The 24146-nt window shown below is 40.2% G+C and carries 29 protein-coding genes; 25 read left to right on the top strand and 4 right to left on the bottom strand.

The features are described 5' to 3' along the window. The first annotated feature begins 1 nt into the window (after position 1). The 11 genes from HRJ06_RS13715 (at position 2) to HRJ06_RS13665 (ending at position 9175) form a co-directional block, all read left to right on the top strand. Positions 2 to 1297, top strand: coding sequence for a tetratricopeptide repeat protein (locus HRJ06_RS13715; protein WP_174733501.1), 1296 nt, complete (start codon positions 2 to 4; stop codon positions 1295 to 1297). 99 nt (positions 1298 to 1396) lie between these two features. Continuing rightward, positions 1397 to 2578 carry a DnaJ domain-containing protein gene (locus HRJ06_RS13710; RefSeq protein WP_174733500.1) on the top strand — a complete coding sequence of 394 codons (1182 nt, stop codon included), beginning with the start codon at positions 1397 to 1399 and terminating at the stop codon, positions 2576 to 2578. Positions 2579 to 2640: 62 nt separating this feature from the next. After that, the gene (locus HRJ06_RS13705; RefSeq protein ID WP_174733499.1) at positions 2641 to 4023 is read left to right on the top strand and encodes a CorA family divalent cation transporter; all 1383 of its coding nucleotides are present in this window, start codon (positions 2641 to 2643) and stop codon (positions 4021 to 4023) included. Between the two features lie 489 nt (positions 4024 to 4512). Continuing rightward, the gene (locus HRJ06_RS13700; RefSeq protein WP_174733498.1) at positions 4513 to 4761 is read left to right on the top strand and encodes a spore coat associated protein CotJA; all 249 of its coding nucleotides are present in this window, start codon (positions 4513 to 4515) and stop codon (positions 4759 to 4761) included. Next, complete coding sequence (locus HRJ06_RS13695) at positions 4758 to 5018, top strand: spore coat protein CotJB (RefSeq protein WP_174733497.1); 261 nt, start codon at positions 4758 to 4760, stop codon at positions 5016 to 5018. Before HRJ06_RS13700 ends, HRJ06_RS13695 begins: the two co-directional genes overlap by 4 nt. 18 nt (positions 5019 to 5036) lie before the next feature. Further along, a complete protein-coding gene (gene cotJC, locus HRJ06_RS13690) occupies positions 5037 to 5606 on the top strand; it encodes a spore coat protein CotJC (RefSeq protein ID WP_174733496.1) in 570 nt (189 codons plus the stop codon). Positions 5607 to 5795: 189 nt separating this feature from the next. Then, positions 5796 to 6071: a GNAT family N-acetyltransferase gene (locus HRJ06_RS13685; protein WP_174733495.1), complete on the top strand. Its 276-nt coding sequence runs from the start codon at positions 5796 to 5798 to the stop codon at positions 6069 to 6071. A 94-nt stretch (positions 6072 to 6165) separates the two neighbouring features. Then, a complete protein-coding gene (locus HRJ06_RS13680; protein ID WP_174733494.1) occupies positions 6166 to 6426 on the top strand; it encodes a hypothetical protein in 261 nt (86 codons plus the stop codon). Positions 6427 to 6710: 284 nt separating this feature from the next. Then, the gene (trhO, locus tag HRJ06_RS13675; protein ID WP_174733493.1) at positions 6711 to 7685 is read left to right on the top strand and encodes an oxygen-dependent tRNA uridine(34) hydroxylase TrhO; all 975 of its coding nucleotides are present in this window, start codon (positions 6711 to 6713) and stop codon (positions 7683 to 7685) included. Between the two features lie 178 nt (positions 7686 to 7863). Next, on the top strand, positions 7864 to 8148 hold the full coding sequence (locus tag HRJ06_RS13670; RefSeq protein ID WP_174733492.1) for a DUF3219 family protein: 285 nt from the start codon (positions 7864 to 7866) through the stop codon (positions 8146 to 8148). Positions 8149 to 8170: 22 nt separating this feature from the next. Beyond that, positions 8171 to 9175: an LLM class flavin-dependent oxidoreductase gene (locus tag HRJ06_RS13665; RefSeq protein ID WP_174733491.1), complete on the top strand. Its 1005-nt coding sequence runs from the start codon at positions 8171 to 8173 to the stop codon at positions 9173 to 9175. A gap of 202 nt (positions 9176 to 9377) precedes the next feature. Here the strand turns inward: HRJ06_RS13665 and HRJ06_RS13660 are convergent, their stop codons facing one another. Both HRJ06_RS13660 and HRJ06_RS13655 read right to left on the bottom strand, forming a co-directional pair. Next, positions 9378 to 9818, bottom strand: coding sequence for a hypothetical protein (locus HRJ06_RS13660; RefSeq protein WP_174733490.1), 441 nt, complete (start codon positions 9816 to 9818; stop codon positions 9378 to 9380). 82 nt (positions 9819 to 9900) lie between these two features. After that, positions 9901 to 10152, bottom strand: a complete 252-nt coding sequence (locus tag HRJ06_RS13655; protein ID WP_174733489.1) for a DUF2533 family protein — start codon at positions 10150 to 10152, stop codon at positions 9901 to 9903. A gap of 375 nt (positions 10153 to 10527) precedes the next feature. On the opposite strand from HRJ06_RS13655, the gene HRJ06_RS13650 reads away from it, so the two are divergent. Further along, positions 10528 to 11187: an NUDIX hydrolase gene (locus HRJ06_RS13650; protein ID WP_174733488.1), complete on the top strand. Its 660-nt coding sequence runs from the start codon at positions 10528 to 10530 to the stop codon at positions 11185 to 11187. 68 nt (positions 11188 to 11255) lie between these two features. Here the strand turns inward: HRJ06_RS13650 and HRJ06_RS13645 are convergent, their stop codons facing one another. Next, positions 11256 to 12899 carry a CoA-disulfide reductase gene (locus HRJ06_RS13645; protein WP_174733487.1) on the bottom strand — a complete coding sequence of 548 codons (1644 nt, stop codon included), beginning with the start codon at positions 12897 to 12899 and terminating at the stop codon, positions 11256 to 11258. Between the two features lie 194 nt (positions 12900 to 13093). On the opposite strand from HRJ06_RS13645, the gene HRJ06_RS13640 reads away from it, so the two are divergent. From HRJ06_RS13640 to HRJ06_RS13580, 13 genes are all read left to right on the top strand, one after another. Further along, on the top strand, positions 13094 to 13480 hold the full coding sequence (locus tag HRJ06_RS13640) for a DUF302 domain-containing protein (RefSeq protein WP_174733486.1): 387 nt from the start codon (positions 13094 to 13096) through the stop codon (positions 13478 to 13480). Positions 13481 to 13771: 291 nt separating this feature from the next. After that, positions 13772 to 14896: an MBL fold metallo-hydrolase gene (locus tag HRJ06_RS13635; RefSeq protein WP_174733485.1), complete on the top strand. Its 1125-nt coding sequence runs from the start codon at positions 13772 to 13774 to the stop codon at positions 14894 to 14896. 27 nt (positions 14897 to 14923) lie between these two features. After that, a complete protein-coding gene (locus tag HRJ06_RS13630; RefSeq protein WP_174733484.1) occupies positions 14924 to 15487 on the top strand; it encodes a class I SAM-dependent methyltransferase in 564 nt (187 codons plus the stop codon). Between the two features lie 365 nt (positions 15488 to 15852). After that, complete coding sequence (locus HRJ06_RS13625) at positions 15853 to 16191, top strand: sulfurtransferase (RefSeq protein ID WP_174733483.1); 339 nt, start codon at positions 15853 to 15855, stop codon at positions 16189 to 16191. Positions 16192 to 16213: 22 nt separating this feature from the next. After that, positions 16214 to 16474, top strand: coding sequence for a metal-sensitive transcriptional regulator (locus HRJ06_RS13620; RefSeq protein ID WP_174733482.1), 261 nt, complete (start codon positions 16214 to 16216; stop codon positions 16472 to 16474). Positions 16475 to 16643: 169 nt separating this feature from the next. Continuing rightward, on the top strand, positions 16644 to 16871 hold the full coding sequence (locus HRJ06_RS13615; RefSeq protein ID WP_174733481.1) for a sulfurtransferase TusA family protein: 228 nt from the start codon (positions 16644 to 16646) through the stop codon (positions 16869 to 16871). Between the two features lie 57 nt (positions 16872 to 16928). Then, positions 16929 to 17405, top strand: a complete 477-nt coding sequence (locus HRJ06_RS13610) for a DsrE/DsrF/DrsH-like family protein (protein WP_422392732.1) — start codon at positions 16929 to 16931, stop codon at positions 17403 to 17405. 36 nt (positions 17406 to 17441) lie between these two features. After that, positions 17442 to 17801, top strand: coding sequence for a rhodanese-like domain-containing protein (locus HRJ06_RS13605; RefSeq protein WP_174733480.1), 360 nt, complete (start codon positions 17442 to 17444; stop codon positions 17799 to 17801). 24 nt (positions 17802 to 17825) lie between these two features. Beyond that, positions 17826 to 18122 (top strand): rhodanese-like domain-containing protein, encoded by a 297-nt coding sequence (locus HRJ06_RS13600; protein ID WP_174733479.1) that lies wholly within the window; start codon positions 17826 to 17828, stop codon positions 18120 to 18122. A 53-nt stretch (positions 18123 to 18175) separates the two neighbouring features. Further along, complete coding sequence (locus HRJ06_RS13595; RefSeq protein WP_174733478.1) at positions 18176 to 18751, top strand: sulfurtransferase TusA family protein; 576 nt, start codon at positions 18176 to 18178, stop codon at positions 18749 to 18751. Between the two features lie 92 nt (positions 18752 to 18843). Continuing rightward, entirely contained in the window at positions 18844 to 19971 is a 1128-nt protein-coding gene (locus HRJ06_RS13590; protein ID WP_174733477.1) for an MBL fold metallo-hydrolase, read from the top strand. Positions 19972 to 20029: 58 nt separating this feature from the next. Next, complete coding sequence (locus tag HRJ06_RS13585; protein WP_174733476.1) at positions 20030 to 20257, top strand: sulfurtransferase TusA family protein; 228 nt, start codon at positions 20030 to 20032, stop codon at positions 20255 to 20257. A 289-nt stretch (positions 20258 to 20546) separates the two neighbouring features. Continuing rightward, the gene (locus HRJ06_RS13580; RefSeq protein WP_174733475.1) at positions 20547 to 21323 is read left to right on the top strand and encodes a sulfite exporter TauE/SafE family protein; all 777 of its coding nucleotides are present in this window, start codon (positions 20547 to 20549) and stop codon (positions 21321 to 21323) included. 410 nt (positions 21324 to 21733) lie between these two features. Here HRJ06_RS13580 and HRJ06_RS13575 read toward each other — a convergent pair whose 3' ends face one another. Continuing rightward, positions 21734 to 23875, bottom strand: a complete 2142-nt coding sequence (locus tag HRJ06_RS13575; protein ID WP_174733474.1) for a sigma-54-dependent Fis family transcriptional regulator — start codon at positions 23873 to 23875, stop codon at positions 21734 to 21736. Between the last annotated feature and the right edge of the window lie 271 nt (positions 23876 to 24146).

Raw genomic sequence — 24146 nt, 5'->3', positions numbered from 1 at the left:
CATGAAACAGCTAACCATAAAATATAATCAGGCCATTGCATTAATTAGAGAGGGGAAATTGGAAGAAGCAAAGCATCTGCTGGAATCGATTCTTGCTGCAGCACCTTTGCATCCGCAAACGAGCTGGGCATTGGGATTAGTCGAAACCCAGCTCGGTGATCCAATTACAGGATTAAGCCGCTGGGAGCGGCTTAACCTGGAAGATTTTCCCCAACTGGAGAGCAGGAGAGAGATCATTATTTCCAATAGGAATGTTTATGAGGATATACGGACCGCTTTTAATCGTGCCCTTATGCTTTCCAGGGAAAAAAACTTCGAAGATGCGAATCTTGTATTATCTCAACTGTTAGATCGAAATCTGCCTGTCCCTCTGCCACTAGAATTGTATAAATTAACTGTGATCGTGAAAGCTGCCAATGGAAAATTAGAGGAAGCTGTGGAGTTGATTGAGGCTGGACCAAAGTATATCCAAAGTTCTCCTAGTATTCTGAAGATAATCAACCAATTGCAGAAGGCATCCTTGACCACAAGTGTGGTCGCAGCGGGAGTTCCTCCTGAACCGAAAAGGAAACTTCGTACGGGTCCATTGGCGGCAGGAGCAGTCGCACTAGCTGCAGCAGGATTGTTTTTCTTTTACCAGGACAACAGTGAACCTGCGGTCGAACGTAACAGCGAAGTGGCGGGTGAAGCAAATAATGAAGAAAGACTAACGATTGAACATAAAAATGAAATTTCAGGCCTACAATCGAAAATTGCTTCACTGGAATCAGAAAAAGTGCTTTTAGCAGAGCAGTTAGACGCTGAAAGTGAAAAAATCAGAGAACAGGAAAAAACAGAAGAGATCTATCGTAAAGCCGACATAAATCTTGAAACCATTGAAATCACGAAAGCCAGGCAAGCATTTAACCAAGGTTATAGTGAATATACAAGCGGACACCTTGAAAAAGCAATTGAAAAGTTTGAACTAAGCTTAAGCTTAAACGGCAGTCAATATTATAGTGATGATGCTTTGTATTACTTAGCCAAGGCGAAATATGAGCTAAACACGCTTAATCCAGAAGATCCTCTGTTCGGGCAGTTTTCAGGTGGAACAAGTGAACATTTCAAGGGTTCGCCCTATAAAGATGATTTACTGCTAATTAGAGCGAATTCATACAAAGAATCCGGGGATAATCAAAAGGCTCTTGAGGTAGTTTCAGTCATTAAAACGGAATTCCCTAATGAATGGACATCTCAAGCGGCTAAAAGCTTAGAAAAAGTAATTGGACAAGAATCGCAACCTAACTTAACGAACTGACAAATTGGTCTATTACCCATAGCCCTATTACAGCAAAGCAGGTATCTGTGCCTGACTTGAAAAAATAATATAGGGCTATAGTGCAGCGGGGGAATGAACGTGATAACAGGGAATTATTATGAAATTCTGCAGGTTGAGCAGAATTCAAACCCTACCGAAATTAAAAGAGGGTATGTACGGATGATCCGTAAATATTCGAATGAAAATCATCCTGAAGAATTCAAAGTGATTGCAAAGGCATACAACACGTTAATGGATGCTGAGAGCAGGAAAAGTTATGATCATTCGATTCAGGATAATGGAATGTACCAGCAGCAAATTGACCACATTAACAGACTGGTTAATCAGGAACTTTATCAGGCAGCACTTGATGCTGCGGATGATTATCTTGGGCAGTATCCAAGGGACCGAACCATCTTATATTTAAAAGCGCTTTGCCACAGCAACCTTGATCAATATCTTGAGGCTGAAAAAATTCTTAAAAGGCTCATCGTTGAGCATCCAAATGAAGAACAATATATTTCCGAGCTTGCTTCTTTATATACTTTTCATAAACATTATGGAAAAGCAATCAGGCATTTTGAAAAGCTAATAGAGTTAGATCCATTAGAAAATAATTATTATCTGCGCTTGTCAAATTGCTTTTTTAATCTTGAGCAGCATCAAAAAGCAGCTGATGTACTCGAAAAAAAGCTTAGAAAAAGCCGGGAAACCGTTTATGATTTTCCACTGTTATCAGAATTATACTTTCTTTCCATTGTTATGGAAGATGATGCTTATCATGAGCGAATTGTTTCCCGGATAAAAGCCCTGCCGAAAAATTCAGATGAGAACAGTAAATTAATAAATATGATGATTGATTTAGCTGTCTCACTTGAAACAGATCACTATCTGTTCAGGGAACTGGTTTACATTATTGATGATCTCAATGACGGTGACCAGGACGTAAGCGAATGGGTCGAAGCAGCAGAGGATCGGCTTGATCCTAACCGGAATTATTATGGTGACGACACACCTGTATCAGGAAATTATAACCCTGCTCCAGTTCACCAGCGGGAAACGGCAGCAGCCGCTTATGCTGAATCAGATAAAGGATCTGTCTTTTGGTCAGTCATTATTGGCATTATACTATCTATCGCAGCAACTCCATTCGTGGGTATTATCGCTGGTTTCGTTTATTATTTTAAAGCCCGGCAAATAAAAAAAATACTCAGTGGTGTAGGATGTTTCATTCTTGGAATCGTGATCCTAGGTTTTATTATCCAATCGTGCGGTTTGTAGATTCAGGAGGAAGCTGCTGTTAATGCAGCTTCCTTCGTTATTTTTTTAAAAAGGAGAATGAGATGACCCACCCAGATACAGTGAATCATATTACATACCTAATTATTCCGTTTGTCTATGACAAGGAATACAAACATGTGGTCAGCTGGCTTGACAGACAGGATTTTGAGCAAATTGACAGCAAATCTGAAAGGCTATTTGACCATATTGAAAAATTAGTTTCCCTTGGGGACCAAAATCCTGAAACCATTGGGGCAAAGTTCGTAATGACACAAAAAGCTCGATCAAAGTACGGCCTGCCAAACAAGAATGACTTGATGCTGACGTGCCAAACGAAAACTGAGCAATATCAATTCTCTTTAACCAAAATTGAGCTGTATCTATTTGAAACTCAGGTCGGCTTCTGGTCTATAAAACTTGGTTATCCAAAAGGAATTAACATCGAAAGACTAATTGAAACAAACTATTATGCCAAGAAAATCACACAATATGAATATGAATTATTTTTCACAAAAAAGATTTCTAAGGATGAAACGATAAAGCAAAATGTTCATATTGGCGAAATGATTAAGGAGTTATCGGCTCGATTTCGAGTTTCTTCATTTTTTGAAGGAACGAAGGAGATTCCAACCCAGGCACTTGTTTACTCTTCAGCAAAATTAGATTCTGATTTTAAGGCGGATACTCAGCTTTCCTCCTATCTTTTTCAGCTGCGCCGGAGTTTTAAGTCGACCTATAAGCCTAGCATGATTGAGCAGGATTTGGTGGGGAATCCGGGTTTGCTGCCGCTTTTCCATAATAGCTATTGGGGCATTTCGCTTGAAGGCCTGGCTAACATAGTCACCAAAACGGATGATGAGAAGACAGAGGAGTTTTTTAACTCTATGTACCTGCACCAAATCGAAAACTCGTACTTTTATTTATATATTTTAGCGTTACATCAAAGATATGCCCTTTTAAGACTATCCAATTTAGCATCAAAACTGTCATACGAACTGGATGTGAATCTAGATAACTACACGGAGCAAAACCAATTAATTATTCAGCTTCGTGGGCAGATCATCAGGTTTATGCTTAGAAGTTCATACAAACAAGTATCTAACAATACTCATTATTCACAACTATACGAAGTGATCCGCGAAAATTTAAAAATTAATGACCTTTTCAGGGAACTTCACGACGAACTAGACGCTATTTCTTCTATCACTGAAGTTGCTGAGCAGAGACAGCATCATTTGGAAGAAACGGCAAAGCGTGAGCAGGCAGAAAAATTCAATAACAAAATAACAAACATCACGACACTTTTTCTGCCAATTACCGTTATAACTGGTTTTTTTGGAATGAACCTTGCGTTTATTGCTGAACACGAAGAGAAATGGTGGCTATTCATTGGATCGACCGTGATTATCTACTTTTTTACGTTATGGATGAAGAAGACTGATTGATGGATGGGTTCTTTCTATTCTGGAGAGTTTCCGATTCGGGTGGACGCTTTGCGCTCGCGGGGCAGAGCCGCTTCCCTCGCTACGCTCAGTCCAGGGAATCGACTGTCCCGCTTTTCCCCAGGAATCGCCACCCTTTGCTCCAATCCACTTTTAAACACTTAATCCATAAATCATTACTCTGGAGGGGAAATCGCTCTTTTCATACCATTCCAACAAAAAATGACAAAAGGCAAAGAGGAAAAGCTTCTCGCTGCCTTCGACTATCTGACAGTACCTTTTATAAAGGGGTACTGTCTTTGTTATTTAAGAATAGGCACTTTTGATACGAGACTGGTCTATTAGGGAAGGTTCAACTAATTTAGCGTGGACGAATTTACTTCCCGGACCGTGTGCGGAGTAATCCCATTTCTCGATGAATTTCTGGTTATACTGACAAGCCGCCAGTGAGTATAATGAACAGACATATCAACATAAGTGAGGTGGGAAAACATGTATAAACAGCATGGCGAATCTTTTACCCCTATGAAGACATACCAGCCGTTCCACAGTCGATTCGATCCTTGCAGACCTATTGGGAAAAAATATTACTCAACGCCTCCACATCTTTATTTAGGGTTTCAGCCACCAGGACTAAAGCAGTTTCCAGCACAAGAAGCACTGCTAAGGGGAACGTTATGGGAATTTTTATATGATTATTATGAGAACCCTTATGAGTCGAAAAGGAGGACAACAGAGTGAAACAGCTGCCTGATGACTATTACCAATGCTTATCGAATATCCAAGCTGCTGATTTTGTCCTTGTTGAACTGACTTTGTATCTCGACACTCACCAGGATGATATTCAAGCGATGGAACAGTTTAATCAGTATGCCCAATACAGCAAACAGCTTAAGCAGGAATTTGAAGCAAAGTATGGTCCGCTTCTGCAATATGGGAACAGCTACACCGATGCAAATTGGAGCTGGGCAAAAAGTCCCTGGCCATGGCAAGTCTAAACTAAGGAGGTTACATGCATGTGGATATATGAAAAAAAACTTCAGTACCCCGTGAAAGTGAGTACTTGTAACCCGACACTTGCCAAATACTTAATGGAACAATATGGAGGTGCTGACGGGGAATTAGCAGCAGCCTTACGATACTTAAACCAGCGTTACACGATCCCCGAAAAGGTAATTGGCCTCCTAACCGATATAGGAACAGAAGAATTTGCCCATTTAGAAATGATTGCAACAATGATCTACAAGCTAACGAAGGATGCCACTCCCGAACAACTTCGTGATGCAGGGCTTGGAGAGCACTATGCTGTCCATGATGGAGCATTGTTTTACCATAATGCTGCAGGAGTGCCATTTACTGCAGCCTATATACAAGCAAAAGGTGATCCTATTGCAGATCTGTACGAAGATATTGCAGCAGAAGAAAAAGCGAGGGCAACGTACCAGTGGATTATCGATATGTCAGATGACCCTGACTTAAATGACGGGTTACGTTTTTTAAGAGAAAGGGAGGTTGTCCATTCCCAGCGTTTTAGAGAAGCAGTTGAAATTTTAAAAGAAGAGAGAGATCGGCAAAAAATCTTTTAAAGAAAAGCGGACTAGAGCTAGTCCGTTTTTTTGCTTTTATAAAGGAAGCGAGACTCACATAGGGGTATACTTGAAATTTTAGCATAAAAGCCTTCTCAGATTCCTCAACCATAGTTGTTTTCATACACGATTGACTAGCCGCTTTTAAGGGAATAACAAAAAAACAGACCAGCGTTTAGGAGGATGATGATGGAAACCATTAAAAGCGGAGAAAACAAATTTTATATTGAAGAATCAGGAGAAATGGCGGCAATAATTGAGTTTGTTCCTGGTGATAATGAGAAGCAAATTATTGTCAATCATACATTTGTTTCGGAGGATTTACGAGGGGAAGGCCTCGGAGAAGCTTTGATAGAAAAAGTTGCTGAGTTTGCCAGAGAACAGAATCTTAAAGTGGTTCCTGAGTGTCCATTTGCCAGAACGATAATGGAAGAAGATCAAAAATATCAGGATATCCTTGCTTAAACCGCACATTTTTACCTTAATGAAGACAACCGCCCTTACTGCTTGTACCTTTCTTCATAGAATATAGTGAACAAGCAGAAGGGAGGGGAGCTATATGAAACAATATGATGATGTTGCCGGTGCGTTTGACCGCAGAAGAGATGATGATGATTTCAAAGTGAAATTAGAAGCTTTTATTGACAGTGAAGATTTCTGCGAAGCAGTTCGCCGTTGTTTAATCAATGATCTTGTCGCTGCTGCAGAGGATGACAGAGATGACAGAAGAAAACACAAACGCAGAGATGTAAGAGATGTAAGAGACGATAGAGATGACAAACGCAGGGATGACCGCCGTAGGAGAAGTCCTTGGCTATAGGCAGTAAAAGGCCTCTAGCTGAATCAAGAACCCAAGAGATTTAGCGATCTTTTGGGTTTTTTATATAAAGCCATTTCATAATTTTTGTTTGGATGGAAATCAGCTCCATTAATACTAAAACATTTTGCTTTACGTTACATACAAACAGGATTATAATGCAATAGGTTGCATAACCTGCAGCAACAGGGCCCTGAGCTAAATTCGTTCATGGTCTTATTGTAATTGTCATTATAGTTGTCCATAATATAAATATTACATTCATATAGATTAGGTGGTATATAAAAATGGAAACAGCACCATATAGAGTTTTACTTTACTATAAGTATGTTCCAATCGATAACCCTGAAGAGTTCACCGCGGAACATTTGAATTTTTGTAAAGAATTAGGTTTAAAGGGTCGTATTTTAATATCACAAGAAGGTATTAATGGTACTGTTTCTGGTACTTACGAGCAAACAGAGCAGTATATGGAAGAGATGAAGAAGGACCCCCGTTTTGCAGATATGATCTATAAAATTGATGAAGCCGATCAGCATGCTTTTAAAAAGATGCATGTGCGTCATAAGTCTGAATTGGTTACACTTCGCTTAGAGGATGACATAAATCCACTGGAAGTTACAGGTGATTACCTAAGCCCCAAGGAATTTTACGAGCATATGCAAGCCGAGGATACGGTTGTCATTGATGCACGGAATGATTATGAATACGATTTGGGGCATTTTAGAGGTGCGATTAAACCCGAAATTGAAACGTTCCGTGAACTGCCTGAATGGATCCGAAATAATAAGACGTTGCTTGAAGGCAAAAAGATCCTAACATACTGTACAGGCGGAGTACGCTGTGAAAAGTTTTCCGGGTGGCTTAAAAAAGAGGGATTTGAAGATGTTTCACAGCTTCATGGCGGGATTGTCACATACGGACAAGATCCAGAAGTCCAAGGACGTCATTGGAATGGGCAATGTTATGTTTTTGACAACAGAATCAGTGTTCCAGTTAACAGGGCTGAGGAGCATGTTGTGGTAGGAAAAGACCATTTCACAGGTGAGCCTTGTGAAAGATATGTGAACTGTGCGAATCCTGAATGCAATAAGAAAATCCTCTCCTCAGAGGAAAACGAACACTTTTACCTTCGCAGCTGCAGCCATGAATGCCGCGTGCATCCGAGAAACCGTTATGTGCATGAGCATGGGTTAACTGACGAGGAAGTAAACACGAAATTAGCTGATATTGAGGAGAAAAATAGTGTTATGAATGGATAAAAGATTCTACTTTTATCCTTTTTTTTTTTGAGTTTTTTTGTCTGAACAATAAATTTGCCCCGAAAGATTTCAAATGCTATCATGTGCATACAAAAGCACAAAAAAGCTGAAGCTTGATTTGGGCGGACATGCATATTGGCCAACTAAACTAGTCTTTTATAGAAAAGGAGGGGGCCCTTTGGTAACAGAAATATTGTTGGATCAAACCGTAATTAAAGTAACAAGGTACTCGGATGAATTAGATAATGGACTACATAAAATTAATGTTGAGTTTAAAGTTTCAAGCGATGAGTATCATGATATCACGACCCTGCTTTATAAAGGGACTTTTGAAGTGAAGGTGCCCGATCAAGACCTGACATTTACCGGTACGATTCAGCAATACTCCACTTCGTTTACCAACTTATATAAAAAAGGGCAAGTTGGTGATTTTACACTTAGTTTGGTTGAAGTGCGTAAGTAATTAGGAAGGCAGGCTATGAAATATGAAGCTAAGCATATTAGATCAAGCTCCAATTTCTGCTGGGCAATCGGCCCAGGAGGCCTTAAATGAATCCATGAAGCTAGCCCAAGCCGGGGAGACGCTTGGATATTCGCGCTACTGGATTGCAGAACATCATGACATGCCTGGGCTTGCATGCCCTGCTCCTGAAGTAATGCTTAGTTATATTGGAGCAAATACAAAAACCATTCGAATTGGCTGTGGAGCTGTATTACTTCCTCATTATCGCCCTTATAAAGTAGCGGTATTATATAATATGTTGGCAGTTTTGTTTCCGGGAAGAATTGATGTAGGTATCGGGCGTGCACCTGGGGGTTCGGCTGAGGCAACGAATGCTTTATCTGAGAATTTTTTACAAAAGGTATGGGATATGCCCAGCTTAGTTGGCAGTCTTCTTCATTTTCTCCACAATGACTTTCCAGAAGATCATGAATTTTCAAGGGTCTCGGCTGCTCCTTTACCGGATGCTCCGCCTGAAACGTGGCTGCTAGGGACAAGCAAAAAAAGCGCATTGCTTGCGGCAGAAAATGGCATGGCTTATGCATTCGGCCAATTCATGAGTGACAGAGACGGAGCTGCTATAATCCGCGAATATCTTGAACAATATAAACCGCGAAGAAGAGGCGAGGAGCCCAAGGTTATTTTAACCGTATCAGTTATTTGTGCGGAAACTACTGAAAAAGCGGAGGAAATCGCATTAAGCTCGATGGTTTGGGCACTTCAAAGAGGAAAAGGTGAAGGGGAGAAAGGTGTACCTTCTATCCAGGAGGCCATGACGTACAAGTTAAATGATGAAGAAGAAATTGCTTTAGAAGAGATGAAACAGAAAGTGATAATTGGCTGCCCTCAAACTGTAAAGAGAAAGCTTGAGGAGCTTCAGAAACATTATTATGCAGATGAACTCATGCTTGTGACGATCACTCACTCTCCAGAGGACAGAATTCGTTCTTATCAATTAATTGCAGAGGAAGCTCAGATTAGCAGATAAATAAATCATTATAAAAATAATGACCTATACTTAGTTAATATGTATACGATGATATTCCGAACGGAGGAGCCAAATTCTGCTCCAGCTGTCCGAATGAGCCAAGTATTCGGACAGAAAGGAGCCAAATTCTGCTCCAGCTGTCCGAATGAGCCAAGTATTCGGACAGAGAGGAGCCAAAACCTGTGCGAGCTGTCCGAATGAGCTAAGTATTCGGACAGAAAGAAGCCAAATTCTGCTCGAGCTGTCCGAATGAGCCAAGTATTCGGACAGAGAGGAGCCAAAACCTGCTCGAGCTGTCCGAATGAGCCAAGTATTCGGACAGAGATGAGCAAAAACCTGTGCGAGCTGTCCGAATGAGCCAAGTATTCGGACAGAGAGGAGCCAAAACCTGTTCGAGCTGTCCGAATGAGCTAAGTATTCGGACAGAGAGGAGCCAAAACCTGTGCGAGCTGTCCGAATGAGCTAAGTATTCGGACAGAAAGAAGCCAAATTCTGCTCGAGCTGTCCGAATGAGCCGGTATTTTGCCCCATGAACCATGTTAATATCAAACCGCTTTCGCTCGTTGTTTCCAGATATCACTCGGTTTACTCCCTGAATGGGCGTTAGCTCTCTTGCTCTAAGATAATATAACAATTTTGTCATTTACTACACTCTCCTCCAGTGCTTTTTGGTACACATAAGGAAAGCGAAATAGCTGTTTAAAAGGCGCAACGACTTTGCTTATCTACAGGGAATCTACATACTGCTTAACCATTTCAGTGGTAACGTTTTTTCGAACGGGTGTAAATCCTAGGTTTATTTGGTTGATCTTATTGGTAACTTCATTAATTCTATCTGTTGAAAAAGGTTTGCCCTGTTTACATAGCTCAACAGTTTCATTTATTAGATCCTCCCGACGCTGATCAAGCTTTAAAAACTGTTGATAAACTTTATTTTGTTTTTCTGCATGCTGTTCTAATTCCTTACGTACGCTCATTATTACACTCCTTATATATGGAAAATACTTCTCATTTACTATATATTTAGTAAGACTTTCTTATTTACTCTTTCTGTTCGCTAGTTAAATTGATTAACATCCACTCAACTAGAAAGATGGCCAATACTATTATTATATTGTAAAACATATGAATAGAAAAGCAGGGAATAAGTTAAAGGCTCAGAATGAATACAAATTGCTAAAACTCCAAGTACCAACAATACCCTCTCTAACCATGTTGTGAAAACAACACTGCAGATCTTTAATAATCCCTATTTATTCTCGCTGGTAAGATGACTTTAATGCTTTACCAACATACTTATTGGTAAGTTCATAATTTGCTCAATGGAAAATAACAGAGAAGGTGTTGATGATGTGATGGTAAACCCGAGACCAGCATCCACTGTCATCTTAATGGATCAAATGTCTAGAGTCTACTTGACAAAGCGGCCGATGACTATGAAATTTCTTGGTGGATACTTTGTATTTCCAGGTGGTGCAGTTGAAAGAGAAGACGATCTTACAGACACAGAGTATATTAAAGATGTAAACAACGATCAGCCAATCAGCCTTAGTCATTATATAGCAGCTGCTAGGGAACTATTTGAAGAAGCTGGAGTATTTCTCGGTGAGAAGGATGATGGTTCTGCTGTTCAATTTGAGCCGGCTAAAGAGATGGACTATCGTAAACGGCTCGTCAAAGGGGAAATGGCGTTTATCGAGCTATTAAAAAACGAGGGCTGCCACTTAAATCTTAAATGTTTACAGTATTTTGGGCATCAAATAACACCAAAAGAAAGTCCAATTCGGTTTGATACCCGGTTTTTCTTGGCGGAATTGCCAAAAGAACAATACCCAAAACCAGACTCCAGAGAAATAGCGGAAGCAATCTGGATTACTCCTGATGAGGCGCTTGCTGCCTATCAAAAAGGTGAGATGCCTATGGTGTTTCCAACCCTCCTTTCACTTCAAACGATCATGAGCTTTCTTAATGGCGGCCCGCTGATGATGCCAAGATACCATGGTTCCCTCTAGCTAGAATGTTTTGTTCATAAATGAAAAGGTCACCCTTTCTAGAAGAGTGACCTTTTGTATTGGGAAATTTATTTTACGCTGGAATAAGTCATCCAGCCGCCGTCAAGGTTCTTTACAACCATTCCATTTTCTTTTAGAATCCGAGAGCCCAGATACCCTCTAAGTCCCACCTGGCAGGCAACATAAATAGTTTGGTCCTGTGGGAGTTCGTGGACACGACTCCGCAGTTCTCCCAGCGGGATATTAACGGAACCTGGAATATACCCATTGTCTCTTTCATCCGGTTCCCGGACATCGATGAGCATTGCTCCGTTTTGGACCAGTTCATCGATTTCATGCCATTGAACGGTCTCAACTTTTCCTTCCATGATGTTGGAGGCCACATATCCTGCCATATTAACAGGATCCTTTGCTGATGAAAATGGAGGTGCATAGCTTAATTCCAATTCAGCTAAATCATACATATCAAGATTAGCTTGGATAGCTGTAGCGATTACATCGATTCGTTTGTCTACTCCATCCTTCCCGACGGCTTGGGCCCCAAGAATCTGTCCGTTCTCTTTACTGAACAGCACCTTTAGGGCAATAGGTGACGCACCTGGATAATACCCGGCATGGGAGGCTGGATGAACATGGATTGCCTGATATTCAATATTCAGCTGTTTTAAACGCTTTTCGTTATTTCCTGTCGTAGCTACAGTTAAATCAAATACCTTTGCAATAGATGTACCCAATGATCCTTTATAGGCAGCATTTTTCCCATAGATGTTGTTAGCGACAATACGTCCTTGCTTATTTGCGGGACCTGCAAGCGGAATCATTGCAGGATTTCTATTTACATAATCTGTTACCTCTATCGCATCTCCGATAGCGAATATATTGCAGTCATTAGTTTGCAGGTATTGATTTACTTGGATTCCTCCACGTTCACCAACCGCCAAGCCTGCATCTAAGGCAAGCTGATTTTCAGGCCTTACACCGATTGACAAAATGACCATATCTGTAGAAATTTCATTACCGCTTGTGAGTTCGACTAAATTCCCATGCTCTTTAAAAGCTTTGACCCCATCTTTTAGTACAAGGATTATTCCTTTTTCTTTCAAGTGCTTGTGAACGACGGACGCCATTTCATAATCCAACGGAGCCATAACCTGATTGGCTGCTTCAATGAGAGTAACAGCTATACCCCTGTCTGCCAGATTCTCCGCCATCTCCAGTCCGATGAAGCCTCCACCGACTACCACGGCACGTTCAGGTTTTTTACCATCAACGAATTCTTTGATTTTATCCGTATCGGGAATGTTTCTTAAGGTAAATATATTTTGGGATTCGGACAATCCTGGAATATTTGGAACAATTGGTTTAGCCCCCGGTGACATAATCAATACATCATAGGCTTCTTCATAAATTTCATCTGACTGTAAATTTCGAATCGCTACTGTTTTTTCCTCGCGATTTATTTTGACCACTTCATTTAGCGGCCTTACATCTAGATTGAACTTTTTCCTCATGCCTTCAGCTGTCTGGACAAGAAGCTTATTTCGATCCTTGATGGTTTCGCCAATATAATAAGGCAAACCGCAATTTGCAAACGAAATGTGTTCCCCGCGTTCGATTAAAACTATGGTCGATGCTTCGTCAAGTCTGCGCAATCTTGCTGCAGCGGAAGCGCCGCCAGCCACTCCGCCTATTATTACGATTTTTTTGCTCATTATTATTACCCCCATATGAATGTTGTTTATACCTATAAGGGTATAATAACACGGTTTCCAACATAGGAATATTAGGGTTGTGACGAATTTCGTAACAGTCCACTTTAATAAATAATCTCCATGATTAGAGAAGGCTTATTAAGGGAACTATACCCCTGAGAGTAATTCTAATTCAAAAAGAAAGGATGTTGAACATGAGTTTTCATTATACTGTCGAAACAAACAAAACAATCAATGAGGCTATTGAAATTCTGGAAGCTAATTTAAAAGAGGAAGCATTCGGTGTGTTATGGACCTTCAATATTAAAGAGAAGCTTGAGGAGAAGGGCTTTAGTCTAGATGAAGAGTTTTACGTACTTGAAGTGTGCAATCCAAAGGAAGCAGAACGTGTTATTAAAGAAAATAAGCTTGTTGGGTATTTTTTACCTTGTAAAATAGTTGTCTACAAAGAAAATGGAGCAACAAAAATTGGAATGCCAAAGCCGACCGCACTAATAAGCATGATCGATAATCTGCAATTAAAGGAAATGGCTGCAGATATAGAAGATCGCTTAATTACATGCATGGATAAGAGTGTTTAAAGGGAAAATAAAAAAACCTGAAGTTAAGAAGACCTCAGTCCTAGGATACGTACACTTTCCAAACTATTTTTCTTTAATAAACAAGATATCAGGTATCAGGAAAGAGGGTACCAAGACCGTTACTTATCTACCCCATTCTATTTTGTTAAGAATGTCATTTAATGCATGACATTAGGATAAGAAGATTCCGTATGGTCTCCTTCACTATTCGAATATTTCAAGCCATGCTTAAGCAATGAAAGATTGTCCTTAACAATAAAAAAGGACACTTCCACGTAAGGAGGTTTTAAAATGAGTGCAAAAACCATAACGGTTAAGGAACTGGCCAATAAGGTGTTCAATCACGAAGAGCTTTTTATCCTCGATGCAAGAAATACGGACGCTTTTGATGATTGGAAGATCGAAGGCAGAAATATTGAGATTATTAATTCGCCTTACTTTGAGCTCTTGGAAGGAATTGATCCGATTAAGGAAAAACTTCCAAAGGAGAAAACGATTTATGTAATCTGTGCAAAGGGCGCCTCCTCTGAATTTGTCGCAGAACAAATTGAAGAGGCGGGGTTCAAGGATGTCTACTCGGTAGAGGGTGGAATGAAAGCATGGAGTGAACATCTTGAGCCAATTAAAATTGGCGATTTAAAAAACGGTGGAACTATTTATCAATTTGTTCGAATTGGAAAAGGCTGTTTATCCTATCTGATTGAATCAAATGGCGAAGGTGCGATCGTTGATACAAACAGGATGATTGACCAGTATGAAAGTTTTATCAAGGAGCGCAGCATCTCACTTAAAATTCTTCTTGATACACATTTGCATGCGGACCATATCTCTGGAGGGAAAAAGCTGGCCGATAAGGCGGGCGCTCAATATTATCTTCCGCCTAAGGATGCTGATGAGGTTATATTTGAATACAATCCATTAGAGGATGGCGATCAAATCACCGTTGGTAGTTCTGTGATCAAGGTGTTTTATTCACCAGGACATACAATAGGAAGTACTTCCTTCATTGTTGATGATGAGTACCTCATGACAGGGGATATTTTGTTCATTGATTCAATTGGGCGTCCCGATCTGGCAGGAAAAGCCCAGGATTGGGTGGGGGATTTACGAAACACATTGTATCAGCGTTATAAAGAACTGGCCGATAAACTAATTGTCCTGCCAGCCCATTTTATGAGCATCGAAGAGATGAATGAAAATGGAAGTGTTTCCGAAAAGCTAGGTGTACTGTATTCTAAGAATCATGGACTAAATATTAAAAGCGAAAATGAATTCAGAGAAACGGTCTCGGAAAACCTCCCTCCACAGCCTAATTCTTATGAGGATATCAGGAAAACCAATATGGGAAAAGCGGATCCTGGTATCGAAGAACAAAGAGAAATGGAAATTGGACCAAACCGCTGTGCAGTTCGGTAAACATTTATCTAGAGGAGGAATTTACTGATGGCAGGGCACAGGTTTAATCCTGAAAAGGCAGGAAAGCTGATTGATTCAAGCCGCAGAAAAGTGATTACACCAGAGCAAGTAATCAGCATGCTGCAAATTGAGAATAGGGATGTTATTGCCGACTTAGGAGCAGGAAACGGATACTTTACCGTTCCAATGGCTATGAAAACAGAGGAGCCTATACTTGCTGTTGATATTCAGCCTGAAATGCTGAAACTATTGAAAAAACACGCTGAAGAAAAGAATGTTAAAAATATCAGGTCTATTGAGAGTGGATTGGAACAGATTCCTATCGAGGATGGTGTCGCGGATAAAATTCTGATCGCTTTTGTTCTCCACGAAGTCCCTGATATTGATAAGGTAATGGATGAACTTAAACGAATGAAAAAGCCGGAAGGGAAAATACTTATCCTCGAATGGCAGGCTGTCGAAGCTGAAATGGGACCGCCGCTACATGAGCGTATTCCTTTAGAAGATTTAAAACAGCAAGTTGAAAAGAACGGTTTTGTTTCTGAGGGTCACAATTTAAACGAACAAATTTATGGGCTATTACTAAAATAGAAAGCAGGAGAGGGGCTTTTTTTGCCCCTGTTTTTGTGGTTTAAGAACAACATCGGTGATTTGCACAGGTGGATAAATCTTTATCCATTATCTGCATCAAGCATCAGCACCCAGCGACTAGTGTAATTGCCTCTCCGTGCGATAAGTCCACATCCAATCACTTAAGCTCTTCGTGTTGGCTCTAGTCCATACTTCGCTAATGAGAGTGTAACTTCCGCGGATCATCCCTAGAAAGCAACTGATCGCACTTGCGAGTTAAAATGATCCATGCCATCTTTTTTATTGTTGACATTATACCTATAAGGGTATATCATAAGTGAGGTTGGACTTGGTCCTTACTTGTGGGTTAGGGGGAAACGAAACAAATGTACACACTGATCGCTTTAATCACGGGGATTGTCTTTTTGCTTTACAAGCGTTATGTCCCGGTTTTAGGAGTGCCTTGTAAGGATATTCGCGAAGAAAAGCTAGAATATATAGATATAATATTGGATATCAGAGATTATAATATCTCTTCAAAAACCCCTGTAGAGGGTGCACTTACCATACCGACAGCCTATCTGGCTAGATACTTTAAAGAAATTCCAGGCAGGGAAATTTACATCGTTGCTTCCGATCATCTTGAAAAGAATATGGGTATACGGCTTCTGCGTAAACGGGGATTTAAAGTAATGGGCTATACGTTAACGGATTGTGGATGTTAAAAAAAGAATGGGAGGCGGTAACATGAAATACGATGATCAAATGAAAAATCGTATCAAAAGAATGGAAGGCCAATTAAGAGGGGTATTGCGTATGATGGAAGAACAAAAGGATTGTAAAGAAGTCATCACTCAGCTTTCTGCCGTTCGCTCGGCTGTTGACCGCACGATTGGGGTGGTAGTGAGCTCCAATCTGGTGGAGTGTGTATTGGAAGCTGGCAAAGATGGACAAGAGACAGACCAATTCATTAAAGAAGCAGTAAACTTATTAGTAAAAAGCAGATAAAAGAAAAGGATTGACACTCACTTTTATATCAGTTAACATCATACCCGCGGGGGTAATAGTGATAAAGAAAAGAAAGGGTTGACACCCATTTTTATTTTAGTTAATATTATACCCATAGGGGTAATGGTAATAAAAATATTATCAAACATAAACGGGGAGGGAATTTTTAATGAATTCAAATAAAGTACTCGATGCAAAAGGCTTAGCTTGCCCGATGCCGATCGTTAAAACAAAAAAAGCTTTAAACGAACTTGAAACAGGCGAAGTGCTTGAGATTCATGCAACAGATAAAGGAGCAAAAGCCGATTTAATTGCTTGGTCTGCTTCAACAGGTAATGAGCTAATTAAACATGAAGAAGAAAATGGAGTTTTAAAATTCTGGATTAAAAAAGGTTAATTTTTTTAAACTAAAATATACCCTATGAGGTAAAGTGAAAAAATGGAGGTAATACAATTGGAAAAGAAAAAAACGACGATTATCCTGTTTAGCGGAGATTATGATAAAGCAATGGCAGCTTACATTATTGCAAACGGTGCAGCAGCTTATGATCACGAGGTAGTTATCTTCCATACATTTTGGGGATTAAATGCCTTAAGAAAAGATGAAAATATTGAGGTAAAGAAAACATTTATGGAAAAAATGTTAGGAAAAATGATGCCAAGAGGCGCGGATAAAATGGGTCTTTCCAAAATGCACTTTGCGGGTATGGGACCTAAGATGATCAAGGATGTTATGAAGAAACATAATGCGATGACACTTCCACAGCTGATTGATATGGCTCAGGAGCAGGACGTTAAGTTAATTGCATGTACAATGACAATGGACCTTTTAGGACTAAGACAAGAGGAACTTCTTGAGAAAATAGAATATGCAGGTGTTGCAGCTTACCTGGCAGATGCCGAAGACGGTAATGTTAACCTATTTATCTAATACTGAACAATAGTCCTTATTCAAGGAGGAATTTTAGTGGAGTATCTAAACTGGATTTTAACCGCACTGTTAGCATTCTTTTTACTGCAGCGTATCCTGCCTTCTAAAGGAGTTCGCCACATTACAACAGCCGAATTAAAAAATGTGTTAAAAGACAAAAACATTCAGTTTGTGGACGTTCGGACTCCGGGAGAATTCGCTGGCAAGCATATAAAAGAGTTCAGGAATATGCCTTTAAATCAGCTTTCTCAAAAAGCAACCGGGCTTTCGACAGACAAAGAAGTAGTTGTGATCTGCCAAAGCGGAATGAGAAGCAATAAAGCTGCAAAACAATTAAAGAAATTAGGATTTAAAAACATTACGAATGTAAAAGGCGGTATGAGCGCCTGGTCATAATACTACACGTTAAGGAGGATTCACATGAAAGAGATCACACCAAAAGAAGTGGAGACACTGTTGAATGATGGAAAAACCCTTAATATTATTGATGTCCGTGAAACCGATGAAGTAGCAGCAGGGAAGATATCTGGCGCTGTCAACATTCCACTAGGGCTTGTTGAATTTCGGCTGAATGAACTGGATAAGTCAAAAGAGTATATAATGGTTTGCCGTTCTGGAGGAAGAAGCGGGCGTGCCTCAAAATTCCTTGAAAGCAGAGGATTCGATGTCATTAATATGACAGGCGGGATGCTGGCGTGGGAAGGGAAACAAGAGTAAAATTTTTTCGGAATATAAATACCCTAATATGTATTTAAATAGGAGGTTCAAAGATGGAAACGATTAAAGCGAATGTAATCTTAGATGCTAAAGGGCTAGCCTGCCCGATGCCTATTGTGAAAACTAAAAAGGCAATAAATGAATTAGAGGCCGGCCAGGTGCTGGAAATTCAGGCAACTGACAAGGGGTCAACAGCTGATTTGAAAGCCTGGGCACAAAGCACTGGTCATCAATATCTCGGAACAATTGAAGAAGGATCTGCCCTTAAGCATTACCTGAGAAAAGCCGCGGGTGAAGAGAAACTAGAACAAAATCATCCGCACGTGATCGATAATCAACAAGTGGAACAGAAGATACAATCAAATGAATCGATTGTCGTGCTTGATGTAAGAGAAGAAGCAGAATTTGCGTTTAACCACATTCCAAATGCAATCTCTATTCCCCTAGGCGAACTTGAAGATCGTTTAGATGAGCTTAACAAGGAAGCTCAAATATTTGTTGTATGCCGTACGGGAAGCCGAAGCGATTTAGCTGCACAAAAGCTTACCGAAAAAGGCTTTGCAAATGTTGTAAACGTCGTTCCAGGCATGAGTCAATGGACTGGGGCTACTGCCAGCTTAAATCTCTAGTGTTAGCAAAACAACAACCCAATACCGTTTAGCTTTGGGTTGTTGATTACTTAAAAAATTTTAAATTTAATAATACTATAGGGGGTATAAAGATGCCGGTAAATCCAATGACTGCAAAAGAAGTGACTAAAAAGGTTATTAACAAGGAAGCATTTTTTATTTTGGATGTTCGGAACGAAGGAGATTTTAAGGACTGGAAAATTGAAGGAGAAAATTTTGATTACTTAAATATTCCTTACTTCGAGCTACTTGATGGAGTAGAAGAAATTCTGGAGCAAATACCTACAGATAAGGAAGTACTAGTTGTCTGTGCTAAGGAAGGTTCATCGGTTATGGTAGCAGAAATGCTCTCAGAAGCAGGAAGAACTGTTACTTACCTTGAAGGTGGAATGAAATCATGGAGCGAGTATCTTGAGCCTATTAAAGTAGGAGATCTGACAGACGGAGGGGAACTCTACCAATTCGTCCGTATCGGAAAAGGCTGCCTTTCATACATGGTGGTTTCAAATGGGGAAGCAGCGATTATTGACTCCACTCGCATGACGGATGTTTACCTTGATTTTGCCAAAAATATCGGAGCAAGTATTACTCATGTATTTGATACACATCTTCATGCTGACCATATTTCTGGAGGAAGAAAAATAGCTGAAGCAACAGGTGCGACATATTGGCTGCCTCCTAAAGACGCAACCGAAGTAACGTTTGAATACCAGGCACTTGAGAATGGAAATGATGTACAAATCGGTAATACCAAGATTAACATCCATGCAATCTATTCACCTGGACATACAATCGGATCGACATCTTTTGTTATTGATGAAAAGTACCTCCTTTCTGGAGATATTCTGTTCATTGATTCAATTGGAAGACCTGACCTAGCCGGAATGGCGGAAGACTGGGTTGGGGATTTAAGAGAATCCCTTTACAAGCGCTATAAAGAACTATCTGCTGAACTAGTAGTATTGCCTGCGCACTTTATGATCATTGAAGAATTAAACAAAGATGGCAGTATCTCTAAGAAACTTGGTACTTTATTTGATGAAAATCATGGGTTGAATATTGAGGATGAAGATGAGTTCAGAAAGTTAGTGACTGAGAACCTTCCGCCCCAGCCGAATGCGTACCAGGAAATCCGTGAAACCAATATGGGAAAAATTTCACCTGATAATGATAAACAGCGTGAAATGGAAATTGGACCAAACCGCTGTGCGGTTCGATAGACAAAATCTTTTTACGTTCGGGAAAGCAATTAAACATTAAAGAGGAGAGATTACAAAAATGAAATCAGATAAAGTTTTAGATGCTAAGGGCCTTGCTTGCCCAATGCCAATCGTTAAAACAAAGAAAGCAATTAATGAGTTAGAATCTGGGCAGATTTTAGAGATCCTCGCGACCGATAAAGGGGCAAAAAACGATCTAACTGCATGGGCTAAATCAGGGGGACACGAATTAATGGATTCTTCTGAGGAAAACGGCGTATATACATTTTTTATAAAGAAGGGATAAAACTAAAGGGGACCAGTCTCGGTTCCCTTTTTAGGAGAAAAAAAGAAAAATTGACAACTGTCTAGCTATGGCGCCTAGCCTGGATTGGCTTCGGGCAGCTCGAAGGTCATACATCAAAAGAAGCACCTCTTTGAAGTCATGCTCCCACCGGCTTACGTTCGTGGGAGTAAGGCTGCAAAGATGGCAGATGCATAGCCGATGAAGTCAAAGAAGGAATTCACCTTCGGGCCTCCAGCGCTTGTCGGACTGTTCAAGGCGCTTGCGCTTTTCTTAAAAAGGGGGATCTACCATGGATTTATCATTTATAATTACAATCTTTTTAATTGGTTTTGTCGGTTCATACATTTCTGGAATGCTGGGGATTGGCGGATCTATTATTAAATACCCAATGCTTTTATACATTCCGCCGCTTTTTGGAATGGCAGCGTTCAGTGCCCATGAAGTGTCTGGGATCTCTGCCGTTCAAGTATTCTTCGCTACAATTGGAGGAGTTTGGGCATACCGGAAGGGCGGATATTTAAATAAAACCCTTATCCTTTATATGGGCGGAAGTATCCTAATCGGCAGCTTTATCGGCGGATTTGGCTCTAAAGCTATGTCTGAGGATGGAATTAATATCGTTTACGGACTTCTTGCTTTAATTGCTGCTGTTATGATGTTCGTTCCTAAAAAAGGAATCGACGACATTCCTCTTGATCAAGTGAAATTTAATAAGGGCCTAGCTGCCGGACTAGCCTTAATAGTGGGTATTGGTTCTGGTATTGTTGGGGCAGCCGGAGCATTCTTACTCGTGCCAATTATGCTTGTGGTTTTGAAAATACCAACAAGGATGACAATTGCCTCATCACTCGCGATAACATTCATTTCTTCTATCGGGGCTACTGTAGGAAAGCTTTCAACTGGGCAAGTTGCTTTCTATCCTGCCCTGATTATGATTATTGCAAGCATCATCGCTGCGCCACTAGGAGCTATGGCTGGTAAGAAGATGAATACTAAAGCACTTCAAATTATCTTGGCGCTTCTTATATCAGGTACCGCAATAAAGATTTGGATGGATATACTATAATCTATGTGATTTTACCTCTGTTATTATAGTATAGTTAATGTAAAGACGCGCCCTGCATGAAAAGTCACGAGCGGAATATTAATTGCTTAATTGCTAATTGTGATGAAAGGGGATCAGTATGAACGATAAATTTAAAACAAATTCTTGTGAGTCCGGATCCTGAGGAACTAGTCCAAAAATTCCTGGCAAAAGAGCCTTTCCTACAATATGACCCGGGATTTTGGTCTGGCTCCTGGTAGGAGCCTTCGTACTCTTTTCAAAAGTTTTTTAACACTAGGCAATTCTGTATTTAACGGCCAGAATTCGCTTAGCAATTATATTTTTAAAAAAAGCCTTTCCTCCACGATTTCTCGTGTACGGAATAGGCTTTTTGTGTTAGAAGGTTGGATTTCACCATTGCAATCAAGTGTTTATTGAAACTTTTTTATTTTTTTATAAAACTGGCTCCGGCTGATTCCTAATAATTTGGCAGCTGCTGACCGGTTTCCATCTGTTTGCCGTAGTGCCATTTCGATCGCATCCTTTTCGGCCTTTAGTTTGTTTTGCTGGTAAAAATCAGAAACCTCTACTTCAAGAATAGTTGTATCCACTTGTGGAGCGGGAGTTGCCAATCTTGATATGGATTTCGGTTTTTGGATATATTCTGGAAGATGCTCTTTTTCTAAAGTATTGCCGTGTATGCAATTCATTGCTCGTTCGATTGCGTTTTCTAACTCTCTTACATTTCCAGGCCAAGTATGGGAAGCTAGTGACATCATCGCAGAATCACTAATCTTGATTTGACCTAATCCCATCAGATGGCTAAATTTCTTGGTGATCGAAGTAGCTAAAAGAGGTACATCTTCTAGCCGGTCTCGTAAAGGAGGAATTCGAACTGCAATTACATTAAGGCGGTAATACAAATCCTCTCGAAACTCGTTATTGGCGACCATCTGTTCCATCTCTTTATTAGTAGCAGCGATAATTCGTACATTTACTCGAATCGTTTTTGTTCCTCCCACACGCTCGAACTCTCTTTCTTGTAATACTCTTAGCAATTTAACTTGCATGGCTAGCGGCATATCTCCTATCTCATCAAGAAAAAGTGTGCCATTATTAGCTAATTCAAACTTTCCTGGTTTCCCGCCACGTTTAGCTCCCGTGAAAGCACCATCTTCATACCCAAAGAACTCTGATTCCCATAGTTCAGCTGGAATCGCCGCACAGTTTACCTTAATAAAGCTTCCCGAACGATTCGAGGCGGCGTGGATTCCTCTTGCAAATAGCTCTTTTCCAGTACCGCTTTCACCTAACAGCAGGACATTTGAAAAACCTGGTGCTGATTGGCGGGCAAGCCTTTTTACTTTGTCCATTTCTTCGCTTACGGTAAGAATGTCCTCTAAATCAAAGGCAGCCCCGCCAATAAGGGAGAGTTCTCCGCGGAAATAGGACACTTCTTTTTCCAGGAAATCCAGCCTGCTTATAACGCTTTTCCACTTGTTTAAATTTTGATAGATAATCTTTGCAATTGCTCCGACATGCTTTTTATCTCTAAACACGGGTATTTTTTTGACAAGGCACCGGCGCTGTCCAATCACCATTGCTTCAAGCTTTTCCCCTTGAAAGTCATAAGCTAAAGCTTCTTCAAGCTTTATCTCAGGTATAACTTCTGCAACATGGTGACCAATAAGTTTATCCTCAGGTTTTCTGATGAATTCACAGGCAGCTTCATTTATCATTTCTATTTTCCCTTTAAGATCAATAACAATGTGCCCATCATAAGTAGTGTCCAAGACTGTTTGAAGCGTGCGCTCTAGTTTTTTTGTAACCTCTAATTCATTTGCGATATGTTCATAATCTGTTAAATCCTGAATAAGTATAATACCGCCCCAGTCTGTGCTTTCATTGGATAAAGATTTATAAGTTATCAACAGTTTTTTCTTGTTTACGGTAATTCTATGAAGCGGGATATCAGATGAATGAAATTCGGACAAGCTTGTGTGTAATTGAGGCAGAATTTCAGAATAATGCAATCCAGTGCTATTTTCTTTTGAAATGCTGCACATGGACTCAGCTGCTTGATTTACAACGACAACAACCCCGCTCCTATCTATGGCAAGGATTCCCGTTTGCATATACTCGATTAGGGATTCTAATGAGTTAAAAAGTGATCCAGCCTTTGATTCATAAGCTTGAATAATGCTCGAAGTATCCAAAATTCCGCACACCTTATTTTGTTCTGACAAAACTACAGCGTGCCCAACCCGGCTCTTGATTAAAAAAATACGGACATCATATAAGTTATCTTCAGTATTTACTGTGACTGCATCATGGATAATGTACGGCAAAATGTTCGCATCTAGGGGAATATCCTCTAAAAGAGCTTTAAATAGAGAGGAGTGGGTCATTACTCCGAGGAGACTATCATGTTGGTCCACTACGGGCAAAAGTTTTAATTTGTTTTTTTGAAAGAATGCCATGGCTTCACGTAATGTGCTGTTAACATACAATTTAGGAATTTGCTTATTCATAAAAACTTTGACTGATTGATTAAAGGAATCCTTAACAAGCATCCTATCACTCCTTTATGAATTCTATAACTGTATTCTCCATAAGACACCTTATCCCTTCAATTCAATAGTTTTATTGTTAAAAAAAGGCTATTTTCGTAAACTTTGTTTCTATTAATAAATGCAGTCGTAAGTTCCGCTTCCAGGTGCTCGCTTAGTGCGGGGCGGGCGCTGAGCCTATCTAGCTTCTCCTCCTGGAAACTCGGCAAACTTCTGCTCCGCCATCAGAAGCAAAGAACGCTTCTTTGGCGGAACCTCCAGTTTGCGCGTTTCC

The sequence above is a fragment of the Mesobacillus harenae genome (assembly GCF_013343715.1).
Lineage (GTDB): Bacteria > Bacillota > Bacilli > Bacillales > Cytobacillaceae > Mesobacillus_A > Mesobacillus_A harenae.
This window is presented reverse-complemented; position numbering and strand designations above follow the sequence as displayed.

What these genes read in the sequence shown, in the direction of transcription:
- HRJ06_RS13580 (WP_174733475.1), top strand. Translation starts at nt 20,547, where the DNA reads ATGGATTTATCATTTATAATTACAATCTTTTTAATTGGTTTTGTCGGT.
- HRJ06_RS13685 (WP_174733495.1), top strand. Translation starts at nt 5,796, where the DNA reads ATGGAAACCATTAAAAGCGGAGAAAACAAATTTTATATTGAAGAATCA.
- trhO (WP_174733493.1), top strand. Translation starts at nt 6,711, where the DNA reads ATGGAAACAGCACCATATAGAGTTTTACTTTACTATAAGTATGTTCCA.
- HRJ06_RS13700 (WP_174733498.1), top strand. Translation starts at nt 4,513, where the DNA reads ATGTATAAACAGCATGGCGAATCTTTTACCCCTATGAAGACATACCAG.
- HRJ06_RS13620 (WP_174733482.1), top strand. Translation starts at nt 16,214, where the DNA reads ATGAAATACGATGATCAAATGAAAAATCGTATCAAAAGAATGGAAGGC.
- HRJ06_RS13625 (WP_174733483.1), top strand. Translation starts at nt 15,853, where the DNA reads ATGTACACACTGATCGCTTTAATCACGGGGATTGTCTTTTTGCTTTAC.
- HRJ06_RS13585 (WP_174733476.1), top strand. Translation starts at nt 20,030, where the DNA reads ATGAAATCAGATAAAGTTTTAGATGCTAAGGGCCTTGCTTGCCCAATG.
- HRJ06_RS13615 (WP_174733481.1), top strand. Translation starts at nt 16,644, where the DNA reads ATGAATTCAAATAAAGTACTCGATGCAAAAGGCTTAGCTTGCCCGATG.
- HRJ06_RS13630 (WP_174733484.1), top strand. Translation starts at nt 14,924, where the DNA reads ATGGCAGGGCACAGGTTTAATCCTGAAAAGGCAGGAAAGCTGATTGAT.
- HRJ06_RS13590 (WP_174733477.1), top strand. Translation starts at nt 18,844, where the DNA reads ATGCCGGTAAATCCAATGACTGCAAAAGAAGTGACTAAAAAGGTTATT.
- HRJ06_RS13645 (WP_174733487.1), bottom strand. Translation starts at nt 12,899, where the DNA reads ATGAGCAAAAAAATCGTAATAATAGGCGGAGTGGCTGGCGGCGCTTCC.
- HRJ06_RS13655 (WP_174733489.1), bottom strand. Translation starts at nt 10,152, where the DNA reads ATGAGCGTACGTAAGGAATTAGAACAGCATGCAGAAAAACAAAATAAA.
- HRJ06_RS13705 (WP_174733499.1), top strand. Translation starts at nt 2,641, where the DNA reads ATGACCCACCCAGATACAGTGAATCATATTACATACCTAATTATTCCG.
- cotJC (WP_174733496.1), top strand. Translation starts at nt 5,037, where the DNA reads ATGTGGATATATGAAAAAAAACTTCAGTACCCCGTGAAAGTGAGTACT.
- HRJ06_RS13640 (WP_174733486.1), top strand. Translation starts at nt 13,094, where the DNA reads ATGAGTTTTCATTATACTGTCGAAACAAACAAAACAATCAATGAGGCT.
- HRJ06_RS13600 (WP_174733479.1), top strand. Translation starts at nt 17,826, where the DNA reads ATGAAAGAGATCACACCAAAAGAAGTGGAGACACTGTTGAATGATGGA.
- HRJ06_RS13660 (WP_174733490.1), bottom strand. Translation starts at nt 9,818, where the DNA reads ATGACAAAATTGTTATATTATCTTAGAGCAAGAGAGCTAACGCCCATT.
- HRJ06_RS13680 (WP_174733494.1), top strand. Translation starts at nt 6,166, where the DNA reads ATGAAACAATATGATGATGTTGCCGGTGCGTTTGACCGCAGAAGAGAT.
- HRJ06_RS13715 (WP_174733501.1), top strand. Translation starts at nt 2, where the DNA reads ATGAAACAGCTAACCATAAAATATAATCAGGCCATTGCATTAATTAGA.
- HRJ06_RS13575 (WP_174733474.1), bottom strand. Translation starts at nt 23,875, where the DNA reads ATGCTTGTTAAGGATTCCTTTAATCAATCAGTCAAAGTTTTTATGAAT.
- HRJ06_RS13595 (WP_174733478.1), top strand. Translation starts at nt 18,176, where the DNA reads ATGGAAACGATTAAAGCGAATGTAATCTTAGATGCTAAAGGGCTAGCC.
- HRJ06_RS13665 (WP_174733491.1), top strand. Translation starts at nt 8,171, where the DNA reads ATGAAGCTAAGCATATTAGATCAAGCTCCAATTTCTGCTGGGCAATCG.
- HRJ06_RS13635 (WP_174733485.1), top strand. Translation starts at nt 13,772, where the DNA reads ATGAGTGCAAAAACCATAACGGTTAAGGAACTGGCCAATAAGGTGTTC.